This window comes from Streptomyces sp. NPDC046859, from assembly GCF_040645135.1.
Taxonomy (GTDB): domain Bacteria; phylum Actinomycetota; class Actinomycetes; order Streptomycetales; family Streptomycetaceae; genus Streptomyces.
Genome location: NZ_JBEYXR010000003.1, coordinates 271,635 through 291,592, shown reverse-complemented (window position 1 = coordinate 291,592; position 19,958 = coordinate 271,635). Strand labels below are relative to the sequence as shown.

8 protein-coding genes are annotated in these 19,958 nt (G+C 74.3%); all 8 read left to right on the top strand.

Annotated features, from left to right (window positions below; all coding sequences use genetic code 11):
* Positions 1 to 35: 35 nt before the first annotated feature.
* The 8 genes from sbnA (at position 36) to ABZ899_RS05740 (ending at position 19,951) form a co-directional block, all read left to right on the top strand.
* Complete coding sequence (gene sbnA / locus ABZ899_RS05775) at positions 36 to 1,073, top strand: 2,3-diaminopropionate biosynthesis protein SbnA (protein ID WP_361341198.1); 1,038 nt, start codon at positions 36 to 38, stop codon at positions 1,071 to 1,073.
* 54 nt (positions 1,074 to 1,127) lie between these two features.
* On the top strand, positions 1,128 to 9,029 hold the full coding sequence (locus ABZ899_RS05770; protein ID WP_361341195.1) for an amino acid adenylation domain-containing protein: 7,902 nt from the start codon (positions 1,128 to 1,130) through the stop codon (positions 9,027 to 9,029).
* A complete protein-coding gene (locus ABZ899_RS05765; RefSeq protein ID WP_361341193.1) occupies positions 9,026 to 16,252 on the top strand; it encodes an amino acid adenylation domain-containing protein in 7,227 nt (2,408 codons plus the stop codon). The genes ABZ899_RS05770 and ABZ899_RS05765 overlap by 4 nt, the downstream gene beginning before the upstream one ends.
* A gap of 47 nt (positions 16,253 to 16,299) precedes the next feature.
* The gene (locus tag ABZ899_RS05760; RefSeq protein ID WP_062668543.1) at positions 16,300 to 16,506 is read left to right on the top strand and encodes an MbtH family protein; all 207 of its coding nucleotides are present in this window, start codon (positions 16,300 to 16,302) and stop codon (positions 16,504 to 16,506) included.
* Positions 16,507 to 16,508: 2 nt separating this feature from the next.
* Complete coding sequence (locus tag ABZ899_RS05755) at positions 16,509 to 17,474, top strand: ATP-binding cassette domain-containing protein (RefSeq protein ID WP_361341190.1); 966 nt, start codon at positions 16,509 to 16,511, stop codon at positions 17,472 to 17,474.
* A complete protein-coding gene (locus ABZ899_RS05750; RefSeq protein ID WP_361341187.1) occupies positions 17,471 to 18,313 on the top strand; it encodes an ABC transporter permease in 843 nt (280 codons plus the stop codon). Before ABZ899_RS05755 ends, ABZ899_RS05750 begins: the two co-directional genes overlap by 4 nt.
* 112 nt (positions 18,314 to 18,425) lie before the next feature.
* Positions 18,426 to 18,677 carry an acyl carrier protein gene (locus ABZ899_RS05745; RefSeq protein ID WP_361341184.1) on the top strand — a complete coding sequence of 84 codons (252 nt, stop codon included), beginning with the start codon at positions 18,426 to 18,428 and terminating at the stop codon, positions 18,675 to 18,677.
* Between the two features lie 44 nt (positions 18,678 to 18,721).
* The gene (locus ABZ899_RS05740) at positions 18,722 to 19,951 is read left to right on the top strand and encodes a beta-ketoacyl-[acyl-carrier-protein] synthase family protein (protein ID WP_361341181.1); all 1,230 of its coding nucleotides are present in this window, start codon (positions 18,722 to 18,724) and stop codon (positions 19,949 to 19,951) included.
* The last annotated feature ends 7 nt before the right edge of the window (positions 19,952 to 19,958 follow it).

Genomic DNA, 19,958 nt, shown 5'->3' with positions numbered 1-19,958 from the left:
CGAGGCTCATTCGTCGCCGAAGGCCAGGAGTGCCAGTGCCGGTTATATCCGCGTCGCATGAATTCGATGTCAGCGACCTCTTCGTGAATCTGCAACCGTTCTTCGGGCGTCGGCTCTTTCTCAAGGTCGAGGGATTCAACTTCGCCGGCTCCATCAAGCTCAAGGCGGCCCGGGAGATGGTCGCGCAGGCGGAGGCCGCCGGCGCCCTGGGTCCCGGCTCGACCCTCGTGGAGTCCTCCTCCGGGAACATGGGCGTCGCCCTGGCGCTGATCGCCGCGAACCGGGGCTTCAGGTTCCTGTGCGTCACCGACACCCGCTGCAACGCCGTGACCCGGCGCACCATGGAGTCGCTCGGCGCCGAGGTGCACGTCATCACCGAGCCGCACGAGAGCGAGGGCTTCCTCGGCGCCCGCATCCGCCACGTCGAGGCGCTGCTGGCCGCCGACGAGAAGAAGGTCTGGCTCAACCAGTACCTCAGCCCCGGCAACTGGATGGCCCACTACCGCACCACCGCGCCCGCCATCGCCCGGCAGTTCCCCGACCTGAGCGTGCTGTTCGTCGGCGCCGGCACCACGGGCACCCTGATGGGCTGCGCCCGCTGGTTCCGCGAGCGGCGCCCCTCGGTGCGGATCGTCGCCGTGGACAGCGTCGGCTCGGTCACCTTCGGCGGTCCCCCGGCCACCCGGCACATCCCCGGTCTCGGCACCAGCGTGCGGCCCGCCCTGCTCGACGAGTCCCTCGTCGACGCCGTCGTCCACGTCCCCGAGGCGGACACCGTCCGCACCTGCCGGGAACTGATGCGGCACGGCTTCTCCTTCGGCGGCTCCACGGGCACCGCCGTGACCGGCGCGCTGACCTGGCTCGACCGGCACCACGGCGACGCCACCGGCCGGGCGGACGAGCAGGTGACCGCGGTGACCATCTCCCCGGACCTCGGCGAGCGCTACATGGAGACCGTCTACCACGACGACTGGGTCACCCACGCCCTCGGCCCGGACAGCCTGACGCGGACCGCCGAGCGGCACCCGGCACGGACCGGTGAGACGGCCGGACTCGAACCGGTCTCCGGATGAACGGCACGAGCGGACGGATGGGTTGAGGCGCTGAGCATGACGGAGAGGAAAGCGATGACGACAGACCGAGGCGCCGTCCTCCCGCTCACCGCGGCACAGGCGGAGATCTGGTTCGACGAGCAGTTCGCCACCGGGCCGCTCGGCTACAACATGGCCGACTACATCGACCTGCGCGGACCGCTGGACACCGAGGTGCTCGGCCGGGCCCTCGGACGTCTCGGGCACGAGGCCGAGGGACTGCGGGTGCAGTTCGTCGAGGAGGAGGGCGCCCCCGGACAGATCGTCCGGCCGCTCGCCCAGCTCCCCCTGAAGACCCTCGACCTCAGCGGCGAGGCGGACCCGCTCGCCGCGGCCGGGGCGTGGATGCGCGCCGACCACGCCGACCCCCTGAAGGTCACCGACTTCCCGCTGTTCCGCGGCGCCCTCATCCGGCTCGGCCCCGATCACCATCTGCTCTACCTGTGCATGCACCACATCCTGGCCGACGGGTTCAGCCGCGCCCTGCTCTACCCGAAGCTCGCCGCCCTCTACACCCGGCTCGCCGCCGGCGCCCGCCCGGGCGACCTCGACGCCGACGCCATGCCGCCCTTCCACCGGCTTCTGGACGCCGAACGCGACTACCTCGGCTCCCCGCACGTCGAACGCGACCGCGCCTACTGGACCGCACGGCTCACCGACGGCACCCGCGGACCGGCCCCCGAACTCGTCTCGCTCTCCTCGCGGCAGCCCGCCCCCGGCCGCAGCGCGCTGCGGCACACCACCCGCCTCGGCACCGAGGCCACGGACGCCCTGCGCGCCCTCGCCAGGGACGGCAAGGTCACCCTGCCCGTGGTCCTGGTCGCCGCGGCCGCCGCGTACACCCGGCACGCCACCGGCGTCGACCGGCCGCTGCTCACCCTGCCGGTGACCGGCCGGGTCGGCGCCGCCAGCCGGGAGATCCCCGGCATGCTCGCCAACTACCTTCCGCTGGCCGTGCCGGTGCGCCCCGGCATGACCCCGGCCCAGCTGCTGCGCCAGTCCTGGGTCGAGGTGTCGGGGGCCCTGAAGCACCAGCGGTACCGGGGCGACCGCGTCCGCCGCGACATCGGCCTGCGCACCGACGACCGGCGCCCCTTCGGGCCGTTCGTCAACGTCCTCGACCAGGACCCTGCCCTCACCTTCGGCACCGGCTGCCGGGGCACCGTCGTCAATCTCTCCACCGGCATCGTCAACGACCTCATCATCACCGTCCTCAACACCGCCGACGGCACGATGGAGATCCACCTCGACGGCAACCCGGAGCTCTACACCTCCGAGGAGCTGGCCACCCACCTGGCCCGCTTCGAGACGTTCCTCGGCGACCTCGCCGCCCTCCCCGCCGACCACCCCGTCGGCCGGATCGGCATCGGCGCCCCCGGTGAACGGCTCGGACTGCTCGGCACCTGGGACCGGGACACCGAACAGGCCGGCTACGAGGGGCTCGTGGAGCGGGTCCGGGACGTCGCCGCGCTCTCGCCCGGCGCCGTCGCCGTGTCCGACGGCACACAGGAGATCACCTACGCCGGTCTCGTCACCCGCGCCGCCGGGGTCGCCGCCCGCCTGCGCGCGGCCGGCACGGCCACCGGTGCGGTCGTCGCCCTGCTCGCCGAGCCCGGCGTGCCCTTCGTCGCGGGCGTGCTGGGCGTCCTGGCCGCCGGCGGTGCCTATCTGCCGCTGGACCCGGCGGCCCCGGCCGCCCGCAACGCGGCACTCCTGCGGGACAGCGGCGCACGCCACCTCCTCCTCGGCGCCGGGCTCGACACCCCGGACGCGGACGTCGTGGCCCTGTCCCTCACCGACCCGGCCGACGCCCGCGGCGACGCCGGACTCCCCCTGTCCGGGGGCCCGCTCGACCTGGCGTATGTGATGTTCACGTCGGGGTCGACGGGGCGTCCGAAGGGGGCGATGGTCCAGCGGTCGGGGATGGTGAACCACCTGTGGGCGAAGGTCGCGGATCTGGAGCTGGTCGCGGGTGAGGTGGTGGTGCAGAACGCTCCGCTGACGTTCGACGTGTCGGTGTGGCAGATGCTGGCGCCCTTGTTGGTGGGTGGCCGGGTGCGGGTGTCGGGCACGGAGCTGGCGGCGGATCCGGTGGGTCTGTTCGCGGTGGTGCGTGATGAGCGGGTGGCGGTGCTGGAGGTGGTGCCGTCGTTGCTGCGGGCGGCGCTGGACGCGTTCGACGTGGAGGGCCGTGCGCCTGAGTTGCCGGATCTGCGGTGGCTGATGGTGACGGGTGAGGCGTTGCCCGCTGATCTGTGTGAGCGCTGGCATGGGCGTTATCCGCTGGTGCCGCTGATGAACGCGTACGGTCCGACGGAGTGTTCGGACGATGTGACGCACGGGGTGATCCGGTCCGGTGACGTGCTGGGTGGCCGGGTGCCGATCGGTGGTGCGGTCCGTCATACGCGGCTGTATGTGCTCAGTGACGAGTTGCAGCCGGTGCCGACCGGGGTGCCGGGGGAGTTGTATGTCGGTGGTGCGGGTGTGGGCCGTGGTTATCTGGATGATCCGGGGCGTACCGCGGGGACGTTCGTGGCCGACCCGTTCGCGGGTCCGGGCGCGCGGATGTACCGGACGGGTGACCGGGTGGTGCAGCGTGTGGACGGGCAGCTGGAGTTCATCGAGCGCCGTGACCACCAGGTCAAGATCCGCGGACGACGCGTGGAGACCGGTGAGATCGAGGCCGTCCTGCGCTCCCTGGAGAGCGTGGCCGACGCCGCCGTCGCCGTCCTGCCCGACGCCTCCGGCAACCCGCGCCTGGTCGGCTATCTGACCGGGCCCGGCGTCGACGCCGTACAGGTCCGCCATGAGCTGGCCCAGCTGCTGCCCGCGTACATGATCCCGTCCACCTGGCTCGTCCTGGACGCCATGCCGCTCACCCCGAACGGCAAGCTCGACCGCAAGGCCCTGCCGCAGCCCGCGCTCGCCGGCCAGGAGACCGCGCGCGGTCCACGCACCGAGCGGGAGCGCATCCTGTGCGGGATCTTCGGGGACGTCCTCGGCACCCCCGAGGTCGGCGTCGACGAGGACTTCTTCGCGCTCGGCGGCGACAGCATCCGCTCCATCCAGGTCGTCAGCCGCGCCCGCAAGGCCGGGCTCGCCCTCACCACCCGGGACGTCTTCGAGCACAAGACCGTCGCCGCGCTGGCCCGCGCCGCCGGCGGCCCCCGCACCGGCGAGCCGGACGAGCCGGACGGTGAGCCGGGCGTCGGACCGTACGAACTGACGCCGATCATGGGCCAGTTGCACGAGGACGTCCGCAGCCTGACGGGGCCGGTCGTCAAGTACAGCCAGCACGTCGTCGTGCACGTGCCCGCGGACCTCGGTGCCGAGGTGCTGGAGACCGCCCTGCACGCCCTGGCCGACCACCACGACGCCCTGCGCACCCGCGCCACCGAGCCGTCGCCCGGGCTGTGGCACACCGAGGTGCTGGAACCCGGCGCACTGGCCGGCGTGCGCCTCGTCGCGCGTGCGGAGGCGGGCGCCGCCGACGGCAAGGACCTGCTCGCGTTCGCCGAACGGCAGGCCGCCGCCGCCCGCGCGCGGCTCGACCCGTCCGTCGCCGTCATGCTCCAGGCCGTGCTGATCGCACCGGCCCCCGGCGCCGGCACCGCGCTGCTCGTGCTGTGCGGCCACCACCTCGTCGTCGACGGCGTCTCCTGGCGCATCCTGCTGCCCGACCTGGCGGCCGCCTGCGCGGCCCTCGCCGACGGGCGCACCCCCGCACTCGACCCGGTCGGCACCTCCTACCGCGCCTGGTCGCGCACGCTCGCCGACCAGGCCCGCACCGAGAGGCGCGGCACCGAACTCGCCCTGTGGCAGGACCTTCTCGACGGTCCCGACCCACTCATCGGAACCCGCCGCCTCGACCCCGCCAAGGACGTGTACGGCACCCGCCGGACCCTCCGTCTGGAACTCGGGCCCGATGTCACCGGCCCGCTCCTCACCGAGGTGCCCGCCGCCTTCCACGCGGAGGTCAACGACGTCCTGCTGACCGGACTCGCCCTGGCCGTCGCCGACTGGCGGCGCCGGCACGGCCGCACCCCCTACGCGCAGACCCTGATCGAGCTGGAGGGCCACGGCCGCGAGCAGCTCACCGACGACCTCGACCTGTCCCGCACCGTCGGCTGGTTCACCAGCGCCTTCCCGGTCCGCCTCGATCCGGGTGCCCTCGACTGGGACGAGGTGTGGGCGGGCGGCCCCGCCCTGTCCACCGCCCTGAAGCGCGTCAAGGAACAGCTGCGCGCCCTGCCCGACCGGGGTGTCGGCTTCGGCCTGCTGCGCTACCTCAACCCGCACGCCGCCCGTGTCCTCGCCCCCTGCGCCCGCCCGCAACTCGGCTTCAACTACATGGGCCGCTTCGACGCCCGCGAGGACCGGCTGTGGGAACCGGCGGGCGGTGACGGCGTCGTCGGCACCGGCGCCCACCCCGGTATGCCGCTGCCGCACCTCATCGACGTCACCCCGGCCACCGAGGACCGCCACGACGGCCCCCACCTCATCGCCAACTGGGCGTGGGCCGGCCAGGCGGTCGCCGAGGAGGACGCCCAGGACATCGCCGAGACCTGGTTCCGTGCCCTGGGCCTGCTGGTCCGGCACACCACCGGGTCCGGCGCGGGCGGCCGCACCCCGTCCGACCTGCCGCTGGTCGCCCTGAGCCAGGCGGAGATCGAGACGTACGAGAGCGAACTCGCCGCCGCCGGCACGGCCCTGGCCGACGTCCTCCCGCTCACCCCGCTCCAGCAGGGCCTGCTCTTCCACGCGGACTACGACAGCGGGACCACCGACGTCTACACGCTCCAGATCGTCGCCGAACTGGAGGGCGACCTCGACCCCGCCGTGCTGCGCGCCGCCGGACAGGCCCTGCTCGACCGGCACCCCAACCTGCGCGCCGCCTTCCGCGCCCGCGCCACCGGCGACCCCGTGCAGATCGTGCCGGACCACGCCGAGCTGCCCTGGCAGGAGACGGACCTGCGGGCCCTGCCGGAACCGGAGCGCACCGCGGAGCTCGACCGGATCACCGAGGCCGAACGCACCCGGCGCTTCGACCTGACCTCCCCGCCGCTCCTCAGGTTCGCCCTGGTCACCCACGGAGAGGGACGGCACCGATTCATCTGGACCAGCCACCACATCCTCGTCGACGGCTGGTCGATGCCGCTGCTGGTGCGCGAGCTGTTCACCCTGTGCCGTCCCGGCCCGGACACCACGCCGCTGCCCGACCCCGCCCCCTACCGCTCCTACCTCGCCTGGCTCGCCGCCCAGGACCGTGAGGCCGCCCGGGCGGCCTGGCGCGCCGCACTGGAGGGCGTGGACGAGCCGACGCTGCTCGTACCGGCCGACCCCGGCCGCGCCCCCGCGCTGCCCGACACCGTGCACGCCGAGGTGCCGCGCGAGCTGACCGCCGCCCTGTCCGGCTGGGCCCGCGCCCGGGGTCTCACCCTCAACACGGTCGTCCAGGGCTGCTGGGCGCTGCTCCTCGGCCGGCTCACCGGACGCCAGGACGTCGTCTTCGGCGCCGTCACCTCCGGCCGGCCCGCCGAGGTCCCCGACGTCGAGTCGATGATCGGCATGTTCCTCACCACGGTCCCGGTCCGGGTCCGGCTCAGCCCCGGCACCACCCTCGCCGAGCTGCTGTCCACGCTCCAGGACCAGCAGACCGCTCTGCTGCCGCACGAGCACCTGGGCCTCGCCGACATCCACAAGGCCGCCGGGCTGACCGGCGAGGTCTTCGACACCGTCGTCCTGTTCGAGAACTTCCCGCTCGACGCGGCCGGCACCGAATCCGGGACCGACGGCACCCGGGTGCTGCGCACCGAGGCCAGGGACGCCCGCCACCACCCGCTGAGCATGGCCGTGTTCCCCGGCGAGGCCCTGCACCTGCGGTTCGACTACGCGCCCGGCCTGTTCACCCGCGCCGACGTCGAACGCGTCGCCGTGATGTTCCGGCACCTCCTGCGCACCGTCGCCGACGACCCCGCGCTGCCGCTCGCCCGGGTCGACGTCACCGCGCCGGCCGGCCTCGCCGGACCGGGGACGCCCGGCGAGCTCGGCGGTCTGCTCGGCACCTGGGACCCCTCGATCCCCGAGGAGAGCCTCGGCGTCGTGGAGCGGGTGCGCGCGGTCGCCGACCGCATCCCGGACGAGCCCGCCCTGACCGACGGCACGGGCACCCTCAGCTACCGGGAGCTGGTCGAGACGTCCGGCGGGCTGTCCGCCCGGCTCACCCGGGACGGCGTGCGGACCGGCTCCCTGATCGCGATGCTCGCGGACCCCGGCGTGCCGTTCGTGACGGGTGTGCTGGGTGTGCTGGGCGCGGGCGGTGCCTATCTGCCGCTGGACCCGGCGGCCCCGGCCGCCCGCAACGCGGCACTCCTGCGGGACAGCGGCGCGACCCACCTGCTGGTGGGCCGGGCGTACACGGCACAGGCCCGCGAGACCGCCGGCGACACCACCGTCCTCGTCCTGGAGGACACGCTGACCGAGCGCGCCCTGCCGCCCACCGCCGGCGGTGGTCTGGATCTGGCGTATGTGATGTTCACGTCGGGGTCGACGGGGCGTCCGAAGGGGGCGATGGTCCAGCGGTCGGGGATGGTGAACCACCTGTGGGCGAAGGTCGCGGATCTGGAGCTGGTCGCGGGTGAGGTGGTGGTGCAGAACGCTCCGCTGACGTTCGACGTGTCGGTGTGGCAGATGCTGGCGCCTTTGCTGGTGGGGGGCCGGGTGCGGGTGTCGGGCACGGAGTTGGCGGCGGATCCGGTGGGTCTGTTCGCGGTGGTGCGTGATGAGCGGGTGGCGGTGCTGGAGGTGGTGCCGTCGTTGTTGCGGGCGGCGCTGGACGCGTTCGACGTGGAGGGCTGTGCGCCTGAGTTGCCGGATCTGCGGTGGCTGATGGTGACGGGTGAGGCGTTGCCCGCTGATCTGTGTGAGCGCTGGCATGGGCGTTATCCGCTGGTGCCGTTGATGAACGCGTACGGTCCGACGGAGTGTTCGGACGATGTGACGCACGGGGTGATCCGGTCCGGTGACGTGCTGGGTGGCCGGGTGCCGATCGGTGGTGCGGTCCGTCATACGCGGCTGTATGTGCTGAGTGACGAGTTGCAGCCGGTGCCGGCCGGGGTGCCGGGGGAGTTGTATGTCGGTGGTGCGGGTGTGGGCCGGGGTTATCTGGATGATCCGGGGCGTACCGCGGGGACGTTCGTGGCCGACCCGTTCGCGGGTCCGGGGGCGCGGATGTACCGGACGGGTGACCGGGTGGTGCAGCGTGTGGACGGGCAGCTGGAGTTCATCGAGCGCCGTGACCACCAGGTCAAGATCCGCGGACGACGCGTCGAACTGGGCGAGATCGAAGCCACCGTCCGAGGGCTCGACCAGGTCACCGACGCGGCCGTGGCCGTCGTCCCCGACGCCTCCGGCAACCCGCGCCTGGTCGGCTACCTGACCGGGCCGGCCGCGACCCCCGACGCCGTACGGGAGGACCTGGCGCGGCTGCTGCCCGCATACATGATCCCGTCCACCTGGCTCGTCCTGGACGCCATGCCGCTCACCCCGAACGGCAAGCTCGACCGCAAGGCCCTGCCCCGGCCGGACCACACGGACGCCACGCGGCCCGCACGGGGCCCGCGCGACGAGCGCGAGGAGATCCTCTGCGGCATCCTCGCCGAGGTGCTCGGCATGCCTGCCGTCGGCGTCGACGAGGACTTCTTCGCGCTCGGCGGCGACAGCATCCGCTCCATCCAGGTCGTCGGCCGCGCCCGCACCGCCGGGCTCGCCCTCACCACCCGGGACGTCTTCACGCACCGCACGGCCGCCGCGCTCGCCCGCGCCGCGGCCGGCGCCGAGGCCGCACCGCCGGCGCCCGAGCCCGACGGCGACCTGATCTCCCTGACCGACGACGAACTGGCCGACCTCGAATTCGAGCTGAGTGAGGATCTGTCGTGACCGAGCCGAGAACCAGGACCAGGATCAGCGAGGTCCTCCCGCTCTCCCCGCTCCAGCAGGGCCTGCTCTTCCTGTCCTCCTACGACCGCACCGGCCCGGACCTCTACACGCTCCAGTTCGTCGCGGACATCGACGGCGACCCGGTGGACGTGGAGCGCCGGCTGCGCGCCGCGTCCGCCGCCCTGCTGCGCCGCCACCCCAATCTGCGGGCCTGCTTCCGCAGCCGCCGCAACGGTGAGCCGGTGCAGGTCGTCCCGCACGAGGACGAGGTACGCCCGCCGTGGTCCGTGCACGACCTCGCGGACCTGCCCGAGGAGGAGCGGGAGGCGGAGGCCGCGCGGATCGCGCGCGAGGACCGGCTGCGGCGCATCGACCCGGCCCGCCCGCCCCTCATGCGGTTCGCCCTGCTGCGGCTCGGCGCGCACCGCTGCCGGCTGGTGTGGTCCGTGCACCACATCCTCGTCGACGGCTGGTCCCTGCCGCTCGCGGTGCGCGAGCTGACCCTCCTCGCCGACGAGCGGGGCGCCGCCTCCCTGCCCGAGCCCGCGGCCTACCGGTCCTTCCTCGGCTGGCTCGGCACCCGCGACCGTGCCGCGGCCCGCACGGCCTGGGCGGGCCTGCTGGAAGGGCTCGACGGGCCCGTACGGGTCGCCCCGGAGACGGCCGGAGCGGACACCGGGCTCCCCGAGACGGACCACGCCCTGCTGTCCGAGGAGCACACCGCCGCGCTCACGGCCTGGGCGCGCGGACGCGGGCTGACCCTCAACTCCGTGGTGCAGGGCTGCTGGGCGGTGCTGCTGGGCCGGCTCACCGGACGCGACGACGTGGTCCTGGGGGCCGTCACCTCCGGCCGGCCCGCCGAGGTGCCCGGCGTCGAGTCGATGATCGGGCTGTTCGCCAACACCCTGCCGGTGCGGGCCGACGTACGACCGCTGCGGCGGGCGAGCGAGCTGTTCGGGGAACTGGCCCGGCAGCAGCTGGAGATGATGCCGCACGAGCATCTGCCGCTCGCCGAGGTGCAGTCCGCGAGCGCAGTCCAGGGCGACCTCTTCGACACCGTGCTCGCCTTTCAGAGCTACCCGCTGGACGAGGAGGGCCTGCGCCGGGAGACCGGCGGCACGGTGAGCGCGGCCCGGGTGCACGCGGCCACCCACTACCCCCTCCACCTCACCGTCGTACCGGGCGACCGGCTGGAGCTCCAGCTGGCGTACCGGCCGTCCGTGCCGGACGGCGGGAAGGTGCTCGGCCGGCTCGTGCGCGTCCTGCGCCAGGTCGCCGAGAACCCGGACGTCCTCCTCGCCGACCTCGGCGGGCTCGCCCCCGAGGACGAGCGGCGCATCCTCACCGAGTGGAGCGGCACCCCCGCGTCCGGCCCGGACACCGCCCGCCGGGCGACCGTCCCGGACCTGTTCGCCGCGCAGGCCGCCCGCACCCCCGGCGCGGTGGCGGTGACCGCCGGCGCCGAGAGCCTCACCTACCGGGAACTGGACCGGCGGGCCAACCGGCTCGCGCACCTCCTCGCCGCCCGGGGTGCCCGACCGGAGACCTTCGTGGCGGTGTCGCTGCCGCGCGGCGCCGATCTGGTCGTCGCCGTCCTCGCCGTGCTGAAGGCGGGCGCCGCGTACCTTCCGCTGGAGCCCGCCCACCCGGCCGAGCGCGTCGCCCACACCCTGCGCGACGCCCGCCCCGTCCTCCTGCTGACCCGTACCGGCACCGACCTGCCCGCCCACCCCGGCACCGCCCGCGTCGACCTCGACACGGCCGGGACCGCCGCCGAGCTCGCCACCCACCCGGACACCGCGCCCCGGCCCGCCGTCACCCCCGGCCACGCGGCCTACGTCATCTACACCTCCGGCTCCACCGGCCGCCCCAAGGGCGTGGTGGTGCCGCACCGGAACGTCGTCCGGCTGCTCGACTCCACCGACGCCTGGTTCGGCTTCGGACCCGACGACGTGTGGACGCTGTTCCACTCCATCGCCTTCGACTTCACCGTGTGGGAGCTGTGGGGCGCCCTGCTGTACGGCGGACGCCTGGTCGTGGTCCCGCACGACGTCTCCCGCTCGCCCGACGCCTTCCGGGACCTGCTCGCCCGCGAACGGGTCACCGTCCTCAACCAGACCCCGTCGGCCTTCTACCAGCTGATGCGCGCGGACGCCGAGGCGTGGAGCGAACTGTCCCTGCGGCACGTCGTGTTCGGCGGCGAGGCCCTCGACCTCGGCCGGCTCGCCGACTGGTACGCACGGCACGCCGACGACGCCCCGCGCCTGGTCAACATGTACGGCATCACCGAGACCACGGTCCATGTCTCCTACCAGGAGCTGGACGCCGCGACGGCCGCCGCCGGCGGGGGCAGCGTGATCGGGCGCGCCATCCCCGACCTGCGGGTGTACGTCCTGGACGGCGCGCTGCGCCCCGTGCCCGCCGGAGTGCCCGGCGAGCTGTACGTGGCCGGTCCGGGTCTCGCGCGCGGCTACCTGGGACGCCCGGGGCTGACCGCCGACCGGTTCGTGGCCTGCCCGTTCGGACCGCCGGGCGCGCGCATGTACCGCACCGGCGACCTGGCCCGGTGGCGGGACGACGGCACCCTCGTCTACCTGGGCCGCGCCGACCAGCAGGTGCAGCTGCGCGGCTTCCGCGTCGAGCCCGGCGAGATCGCGACCGTCCTCGGCCGGCACCCGCGCGTCGCCGAGGCGGCCGTCGTCGCCCGCGAGGACCGCCCCGGGGACCAGCGGCTGGTCGCGTACGTCGTGACGGACGACGACTTCTCCGGCCGCGAACTGACGGCCTCCCTGCGGGACTTCGCGGCCTCCCGGCTGCCCGAGCACATGGTCCCCGCCGCCGTCGTCCGGGTCCCCGCGCTGCCCCTGACCGCCAACGGCAAACTCGACCGCCGCGCCCTGCCCGCCCCGACCTACGCCACCTCCGACCGCGCCCCGCGCACCCCCGCCGAGGAGACGCTGTGCGCGGTCCTCGCCGACGTGCTCGGCCTCGAACGCGTCGGCGTGGACGACGACTTCTTCGCGCTCGGCGGGCACTCGCTGCTCGCGACCCGCGTCGTCAACCGGATCCGCGCCCAACTCGGCGCCGAACTGGGCCTGCGGGACCTGTTCGAGGCCCCGACGGCCGCCGCGCTCGCCGCCCGCCTGCCCGCCGCCGGACCCGGCAGGCCCCCGCTCACCGCACGCCCCCGCCCGGCCACGCTGCCCCTGTCGTACGCCCAGCAGAGGCTGTGGTTCATCGAACGGCTCGGCGCCCCCGGCGGCCTCTACAACATCCCGCTGGCCGTCCGGCTCACCGGACCCCTGGACACAGCCGCGCTGGAGACGGCGCTCGGTGACGTCGTCGCCCGGCACGAGGCGCTGCGGACGGTGTTCCCGGCCCGCGCCCTGCCCGCCTCCGCCGAGCCGGCGGGCACCGGGGCCTCCCCCGTACCCGGTGCCCGCCCCACCGGGGGCGTCGGCCCGGCCGAGCAGCGGGTGCTCGCCCCGGCCGACGCCCCCGTCCCGCTGCCGGTGACCGCCGTCGACGAGGCGGGCCTGGACGCCGCCCTGGCCGCCGAGGCCGGCCGCGGCTTCGACCTGCAGCGGGAGATCCCGCTGCGGGCCCGGCTGTTCGCGGTCGGGCCCGGCGAGCACGTCCTGCTGCTCGTCCTGCACCACATCGCGGGCGACCGCTGGTCCCTGGCGCCCCTCACCCGCGACCTCACCACCGCCTACGAGGCGCGCCGCGTCGGCCGCGCCCCCGCCCCGCGCCCGCTGCCCGTGCAGTACGCCGACTACACGCTGTGGCAGCGCGAGCTCCTCGGCGACGAACACGACCCCGGCAGCGAGCTCGGCCGCCAGCTCGCGCACTGGACGCGGGCCCTCGACGGGCTGCCCGAAGAACTCCGGCTGCCCTACGACTTCCCGCGCGGCACCCGCGCCGGGCACCACGGTGGTCTCGTCCGCGCCGACGCCCCGCCGGAACTGGTCCGCGCACTGCGCGCGTTCGCCGCGCGATCCGGCGCCAGCGTCTTCATGGTCCTGCAGGCCGCGCTCGCCGCCCTGCTCACCCGGCTCGGCGCGGGCACCGATATCCCGCTCGGCACCCCGGTGGCGGGACGCTCCGACGAACGCCTCGACGACGTCGTCGGCATGTTCGTCAACACCCTCGTGCTGCGCACCGACACCGGCGGCGACCCGGACTTCCGCCGACTGCTCGAGAGGGTGCGGGAGTTCACCCTGTCCGCGTACCGCAACCAGGACGTGCCCTTCGAGAAGCTCGTCGAGGCGCTCAACCCGGAGCGGTCGATGTCCCGGCACCCCCTGTTCCAGGTCATGCTGAGCCTGCAGCAGGAGGCGGAGCCGCCCCGCGGCGGCACCGGCGGCCTGACCGTACGGCCCCGGGAGGTGCCCGGGTCCACGGCGAAGTGGGATCTGTTCCTCCAGCTCACCGAGGAGGGCGCCGACGGTCTGTCCGTCGCGCTGGAGTACCGCACCGACCTCTTCGAACCGGCCACCGCCCGCCGGATCGCCGACGCCTATCTGCGGCTGCTCGGCGCCGCGCTGGCCGACCCCGGCGCACCGCTGTCCCGCCTCGACGTCCTCGACCCGGCCGAGGGCGCGTACCTGCTGGAGCGGGGCACCCGCCACACCGGCACCGACCGGACCACCGTCACGGAACTCGTGGCCCGGCGCGCCGCCGCCGCACCGGACGCCGTCGCCCTGGTCCACATCGGCGGCGACGGCCGCACGGCCGAGACCACGTACGGGGACCTGGACGCCGCCGCGAACCGCCTCGCCCACCTGCTCACCGGACGCGGCGTCGGGCGCGGCGACCTGGTGGCGCTGCGGCTGGAGCGGGGCCCGGCCACCGTCACCGCCCTGCTGGCCATCGCCAGGACCGGGGCGGCGTACCTGCCGCTCGACCCCGCCCATCCGGTGGAGCGGACGCACGGCATGCTGGCCGACAGCGGGGCCCGGCTGCTGCTCACCGAGGAGGCGCTGGCGGACACCGCGACCGGAGCCCCGGCCGACGTCGTCGTCCTGGACGCGCCCGACGTGCGGGGCACCCTCGCCCATCTCCCGGTCACCCCGCCGGACGTCGCCCCGCCCCGCCCGGACGACCTCCTCTACGTCATCTACACCTCCGGCTCCACCGGCCGCCCGAAGGGCGTCGCCGTCACCCACCGCGCCGCCGTACGGCTCGTCCAGGGCCTGCCCGAACTGGCCCTCACCGCCGGCGACACCTTCCTGTACTTCGCGCCCGTCGCCTTCGACGCGTCCACCTTCGAGATCTGGACGCCGCTCACCCACGGCGCCCGGCTCGCGATCTGCCCGCCGGGACCCGCCGACCCGCGGGCGCTGGGCGACTTCTGCCGGTCGGCCGGGGTGAGCGTGGCCTTCCTGACCACCCAGTTCGTCAACGCCGTCGCCGACACCGGGCCCGACGCGCTCACCCCGCTGCGGGTGCTGCTGACCGGCGGCGAGACACACTCCCGCGACCACCTCGACCGGCTGCGCGCCGCCCTGCCCGGCACCCGCGTGTACAACGTGTACGGCCCCACGGAGGCCACCACCTTCGCCACCCTCCAGGACTGCGCCGAGGCGGTGGACGCCCCGGCCGGCGTGCCCATCGGACTGCCCATCGGCGACACCCACGCCTATGTGCTGGACGAGGCGCTGCGGCCGGTGCCGCGCGGCGTGGTCGGCGAGCTGTACCTGGCGGGACCGGGCCTGGCGCTCGGCTACCTGGGAAGGCCCGGCGCGAGCGCGGAGCGGTTCGTCGCCTGCCCGTTCGGCGCGCCGGGGCAGCGGATGTACCGCACCGGGGACCTGGTGCGCTGGGACGCGCGCGGCCGTATCGACTACGTGGGGCGCGCCGACCAGCAGGTGAAGATCCGCGGCTTCCGTATCGAACCCGGCGAGATCGAACGCCGGCTGACCGGCCACCCGGCCGTCGCCCGGGCCGCCGTCCTCGCCCCCGCCGGACCCGGCGGACAGCGCCGGCTCGTCGCCTACGTCGTCCCCGCCCCCGGCCGGCCCGCGCCGGACGCCACCGAGCTGCGCGCCCACCTGGCCCGCTCCCTGCCCGGCTACATGGTGCCCGCGGCCTACGTCGCACTGCCGGACCTGCCGCTCACCCCGAACGGCAAGCTCGACGTCCGCGCCCTGCCCGCCGCCGACACCGCCCCCGCCGACCGGACCGTACGGCCGCCGCGCACCGACGCGGAACGAGTCCTCTGCGCGGCCGTCGCCGAGGTGCTCGGCACCGGACCGGTCGGTCCCGACGACGGGTTCTTCGCCCTCGGCGGCGACAGCCTCAAGGCGATCCTGGTGGTCAACGCCGCCGCCTGGGCCGGACTGCGGATCAGCCTCGCCGCCGTCTTCGAGCACCGGACCCTGGAGTCGCTCGCGGCCGCCTCCGCGACCCTCGGCGAAGGCGTCGACCCGCTCGGCCCGATGCTGCCCATCCGGTCCACCGGCACCCGGCCCCCGCTGTTCTGCGTCCACGGCGGCCTCGGCTTCGGCATCCCGTTCGCCACGCTCGCCGAACATCTCGACCCCGGCCGGCCGGTGTACGCCCTCCAGGCCCGCGGCCTCGCCGCCGGCGAACCCCTGCCCCGGGACCTCAGCGAGGTCGCCGACGACTACGTCCGGCGCGTCCGCGCCGTCCAGCCCGAGGGGCCGTACCACCTGCTCGGCTGGTCCTTCGGCGGAGTCGTCGCCCACGAGATGGCGATCCGGCTGCGCGCCGCCGGCCAGGAGGTGGCCTACCTGGCCAACCTGGACGCCTTCCCGGGCGACGCGGACGGCGCCGCGCCCACCGACGAGGAGTTCCTCGCCGACTTCCTCACCGAGGCGGGCGTCGGCACCACCGGGCTCGGCACACTCACCCCGGCCGCCGTCGCCGCCCACCTCGACCGGCTCGGCGGCCCGCTCGCCGGTCTGGGCGCGGCCACCCTGGAGCGGTTGCTCGGCGTCATGCGCAACCACCTCGACCTGTTCCGGCGCTTCACACCCGGCCGTCTCGACGGCTGCCCGATGACGCTCTTCCTGGCCGCCGAAGGCGTCACCGGGGAGGAACGCGCCCTGCGGGCCAAACGCTGGGAGCCGCACCTCGCGGCCGCCCCGAAGACGTACGACGTCGACTGCGGCCACCAGCGGATGCTCGCCCCGGGCCCGGCGGCCGTCATCGGCCGCCGCGTCGAACACGATCTCGCCGCCCTGACGGCCGCCCGCTGACGCGGCACCCGAACGTCCGACCCTTCCGCACAGATCAGGAGAACCCCATGGCCAACCCCTTCGACAACGAAGACGGCACCTTCCTCGTCCTCGTCAACGACGAGGGGCAGCACTCCCTGTGGCCGTCCTTCGCGGCCGTGCCCGACGGCTGGCGGGTCGTGCTCGACGCGACCGACCGGGCCACCGCCGTCGCCCATGTGGAGAGCAACTGGACCGACATGCGTCCGCTCAGCCTCCAGCGGCAGGCGGGCTGAGCGTGTCCTCGTCCGACATCGCCGTCCTCGCCGAGGGCCTGGGCAAGACCTACCGCTCCCACACGGCGCTGCACGGCATCGACCTGTCGGTGCCGGCCGGCACCGTCCTCGGCGTGCTCGGGCCCAACGGCGCCGGCAAGACGACCACCGTGCGCATCCTCGCCACCCTCGTCCAGCCGTCCGCCGGCCGGGCCACGGTCGCCGGGCACGACGTCGTCCGGGACAGCCGCGAGGTGCGCCGGCGCATCGGCCTGGCCGGCCAGTACGCGGCCGTCGACGAACTGCTCACCGGACGCGAGAACATCGTGCTGCTCGCCCGGCTGCTGCGGTTCGGGCGGCGCGGCGCCGCCCGGCGCGCCACCGAACTGCTCGAACGCTTCGAGCTCACCGAGGCCGCCGACCGGCCCGTCGGCACCTACTCGGGCGGGATGCGCCGCCGCCTCGACCTGGCCACCTGCGTCATCGGCGAGCCCGAGGTGCTGTTCCTCGACGAACCCACCACCGGCCTCGACCCGACCAGCCGGGCCGTGCTGTGGGACATCGTGCGCGACCTCGTCGCCGGCGGGGTGACCATCCTGCTCACCACCCAGTACCTGGAGGAGGCCGACGAACTCACCGACCGGATCGCCGTGATCGACGCCGGCCGCGTCATCGCCGAGGGCACGCCGCAGTCCCTCAAACGGCAGGTCGGCAGCGAGTTCCTGGAGGTCACCGTGGCCCGCCCGGAGAACCTGGGCGACGCGGTGGCCGCCCTGTCCGGGCTCGGCGGCCGGGCCCCGGCCGTCGACGAGGGCGCCCGCCGGGTGTCGGTGCAGCTCGGTCCGGACGGCCTGGACGAGGTGGCCCGCGCCGCGCTCGCCCTGCGCGAGAAGGGCGTGCCCCTCGCCGACTTCGAACTGCGCAGGCCCACGCTCGACGACGTCTTCTTCGACCTCACGGGCACCGGCCGGAAAGAGGAGACCCAGTGACGGCCACGGCCACGACGACCCGCCCCGCGCACTCCGGCGGCGCCCTCGCCGGGCATCTGGCGGACACCCTGACGCTGGCGGGCCGGCACCTCACCCATCTGCGGCGCTCGCCCGGCCGGCTGATCCTCGTCACGATGAACCCGCTGGTCATGCTGATCGCCGTCGGCTACCTGTTCCGCAACTCCATGCAGGTCCCCGGGCACGTGGCCTACGAGGACTTCATCATGGCCGGCATCGCCATCCAGGTCGGTCTGACCAGCGTGGGCCCCACCGCCATCGGGGTCGCCCTCGACCTGCGGCACGGCCTCGTCGACCGGTTCCGCTCCCTGCCGATCTCCCCGGCGTCCGTGCTCGTCGGACGCACCCTGTCCGACCTGTTCGTCGGCGCGGTCAGCCTCACCGCGGTGTCCCTGGCCGGCCTCGCCGTCGGCTGGCGCCCGCACGAGGGCGCCCTGCGCACCGCCGCCGGATTCGCCGTCCTGCTCGCCTTCGTCTACGTGATGCTCTGGGTGGGAATTCTGCTCGGCACGACCCAGAAGAACGTCGAGGCCATCGACGGCACCGGCGCTCTCGTCCTCGTCGTGTTCAGTTTCCTGTCCAACGCCTACGTCTCCGTGAGCGGACTGCCCGGCTGGCTGCGCCCGGTCGCGGAATGGAATCCGGTGACGTCCGTCATCACCACCTGCCGGCGGCTGTGGGGCAACGATCCGGCGGGCGCCGCCGGGACCGGTTTCCCCGCCCAGCACCCCGGGGCCGTCACCGCCATCACGCTGACCGCGCTGCTGGTCGTGGCCGTGCTGGGCAGCGTACGCGGCTTCCGGCGGGCCGTCGGGCGCTGACCGGCGACGCCCGTCAGCGGTCCATCAGCTGGACGTCAGCGCGCAGTCACCGGCGCTCACTACGTTTTTCCGCGACAGCAGATCTCAACCGTCATAAACGGAGGAAACAGCAATGACGACGGTCGCTCCCGAACGCCTCAGCCGAATCCGGGAAATCATCGCCGAGAACATCGACGTCGACCTCGGCTCCCTTTCCGACACGGCCCTGTTCATCGACGAACTCGGCGCCGACTCGCTGAAGCTCATCGACGTCCTCAGCGCCCTGGAGATGGAGTACTCCATCGTCATCGACATGAACGAACTCCCCAGGATGGTCAACGTCGAGGCCACCTACCAGGTGACCGCGGCGGCCGCCGGCTGGTGACCGGCACCCCCCGTCCCGAGCGTCCGTCCCTCCGAAGGAGTCCCATGTCCACCGCACCAGCACGCCGCCGGGTCGTCCTCACCGGCTACGGGGTGATCTCCAGCATCGGCACGGGTGTCGAGGAGTACACGGCGGGGCTGCGGGCCGGCCGCTCCGGCGCACGGCCCATCACCCGGTTCAACACCGAGGGCTTCGGCCAGGACATCGCCTGCGAGGTCCCCGACTTCGAGCCCGGGCGGTGGATCCGCAACGTCCCCCTGGACGACATGGGCCGCGCCGGCCAGTACGCGGTCGCCGCCGCGCGGATGGCCGTCGAGGACGCCGGGCTCACCGAGGCCGACCTCGGCGAGCGGCCGGCCGTCGTCACCGTCGGCACCACCGACGGCGAATCCCACGACATCGCGCTGCTGCTGGAGCAGGAACTCGCCGCCGGCGACCCCGAGGCGATGGACCCGGTGCTGTCCCGCCGCATCAACGCGGGCCGGCTGTCCACCGTCATCGCCCGCGAACTGCGCATGCCGAACGTGGAGGCCACCACCGTCACCACCGCCTGCGCCGCCGGGAACTACTCCATCGGCTACGGCCTGGACGCGATCCGCTCCGGCGAGGTCGACCTCGCGCTGTGCGGCGGCGCCGACGCCGTGTGCCGCAAGGCGTTCGCCCTGTTCAAGCGGTTCGGCGCGCTCACCCCCGACGTGGTGCGGCCCTTCGACAAGGACCGTCAGGGCATCCTCACCGGCGAGGGCGCCGGCATCCTCGTCCTGGAGAGCCTGGAGTCCGCGCTCGCCCGCGGCGCCCGCATCCACGCCGAGGTCCTCGGCTACGGCCTCAGCTGCGACGCCGCCCACCCCACCGCGCCCAACCGCGACGGCATCGCGCGCGGCATCCGCCTCGCCCTCGGCGACGCCGGCGTCGAGCAAGGGGAGGTCGACTTCATCTCCGCGCACGGCACCGGCACCAAGGCCAACGACAAGACCGAGTCGGCCGCCATCGTCGACGTGTACGGCGACACCCCGCCGCGCACCGTCGCCGTGAAGTCGATGCTCGGCCACTCGATGGGCGCCGCCAGCGCGCTCGGCGCGATCGCCTGCGGCATCGCCATCGAGGAGGGCTTCATCCCGCCCACCATCAACCACCGCGAGACCGACCCGGACTGCCCGCTCGACGTCGTGCCCAACCGGGCCGTCGAGGCGGACGTACGGATCGTGCAGAACAACTCCAGCGCCTTCGCCGGCAACAACGCCGTCCTGATACTCGGCACGTACGGGGAGTGAGTGACGA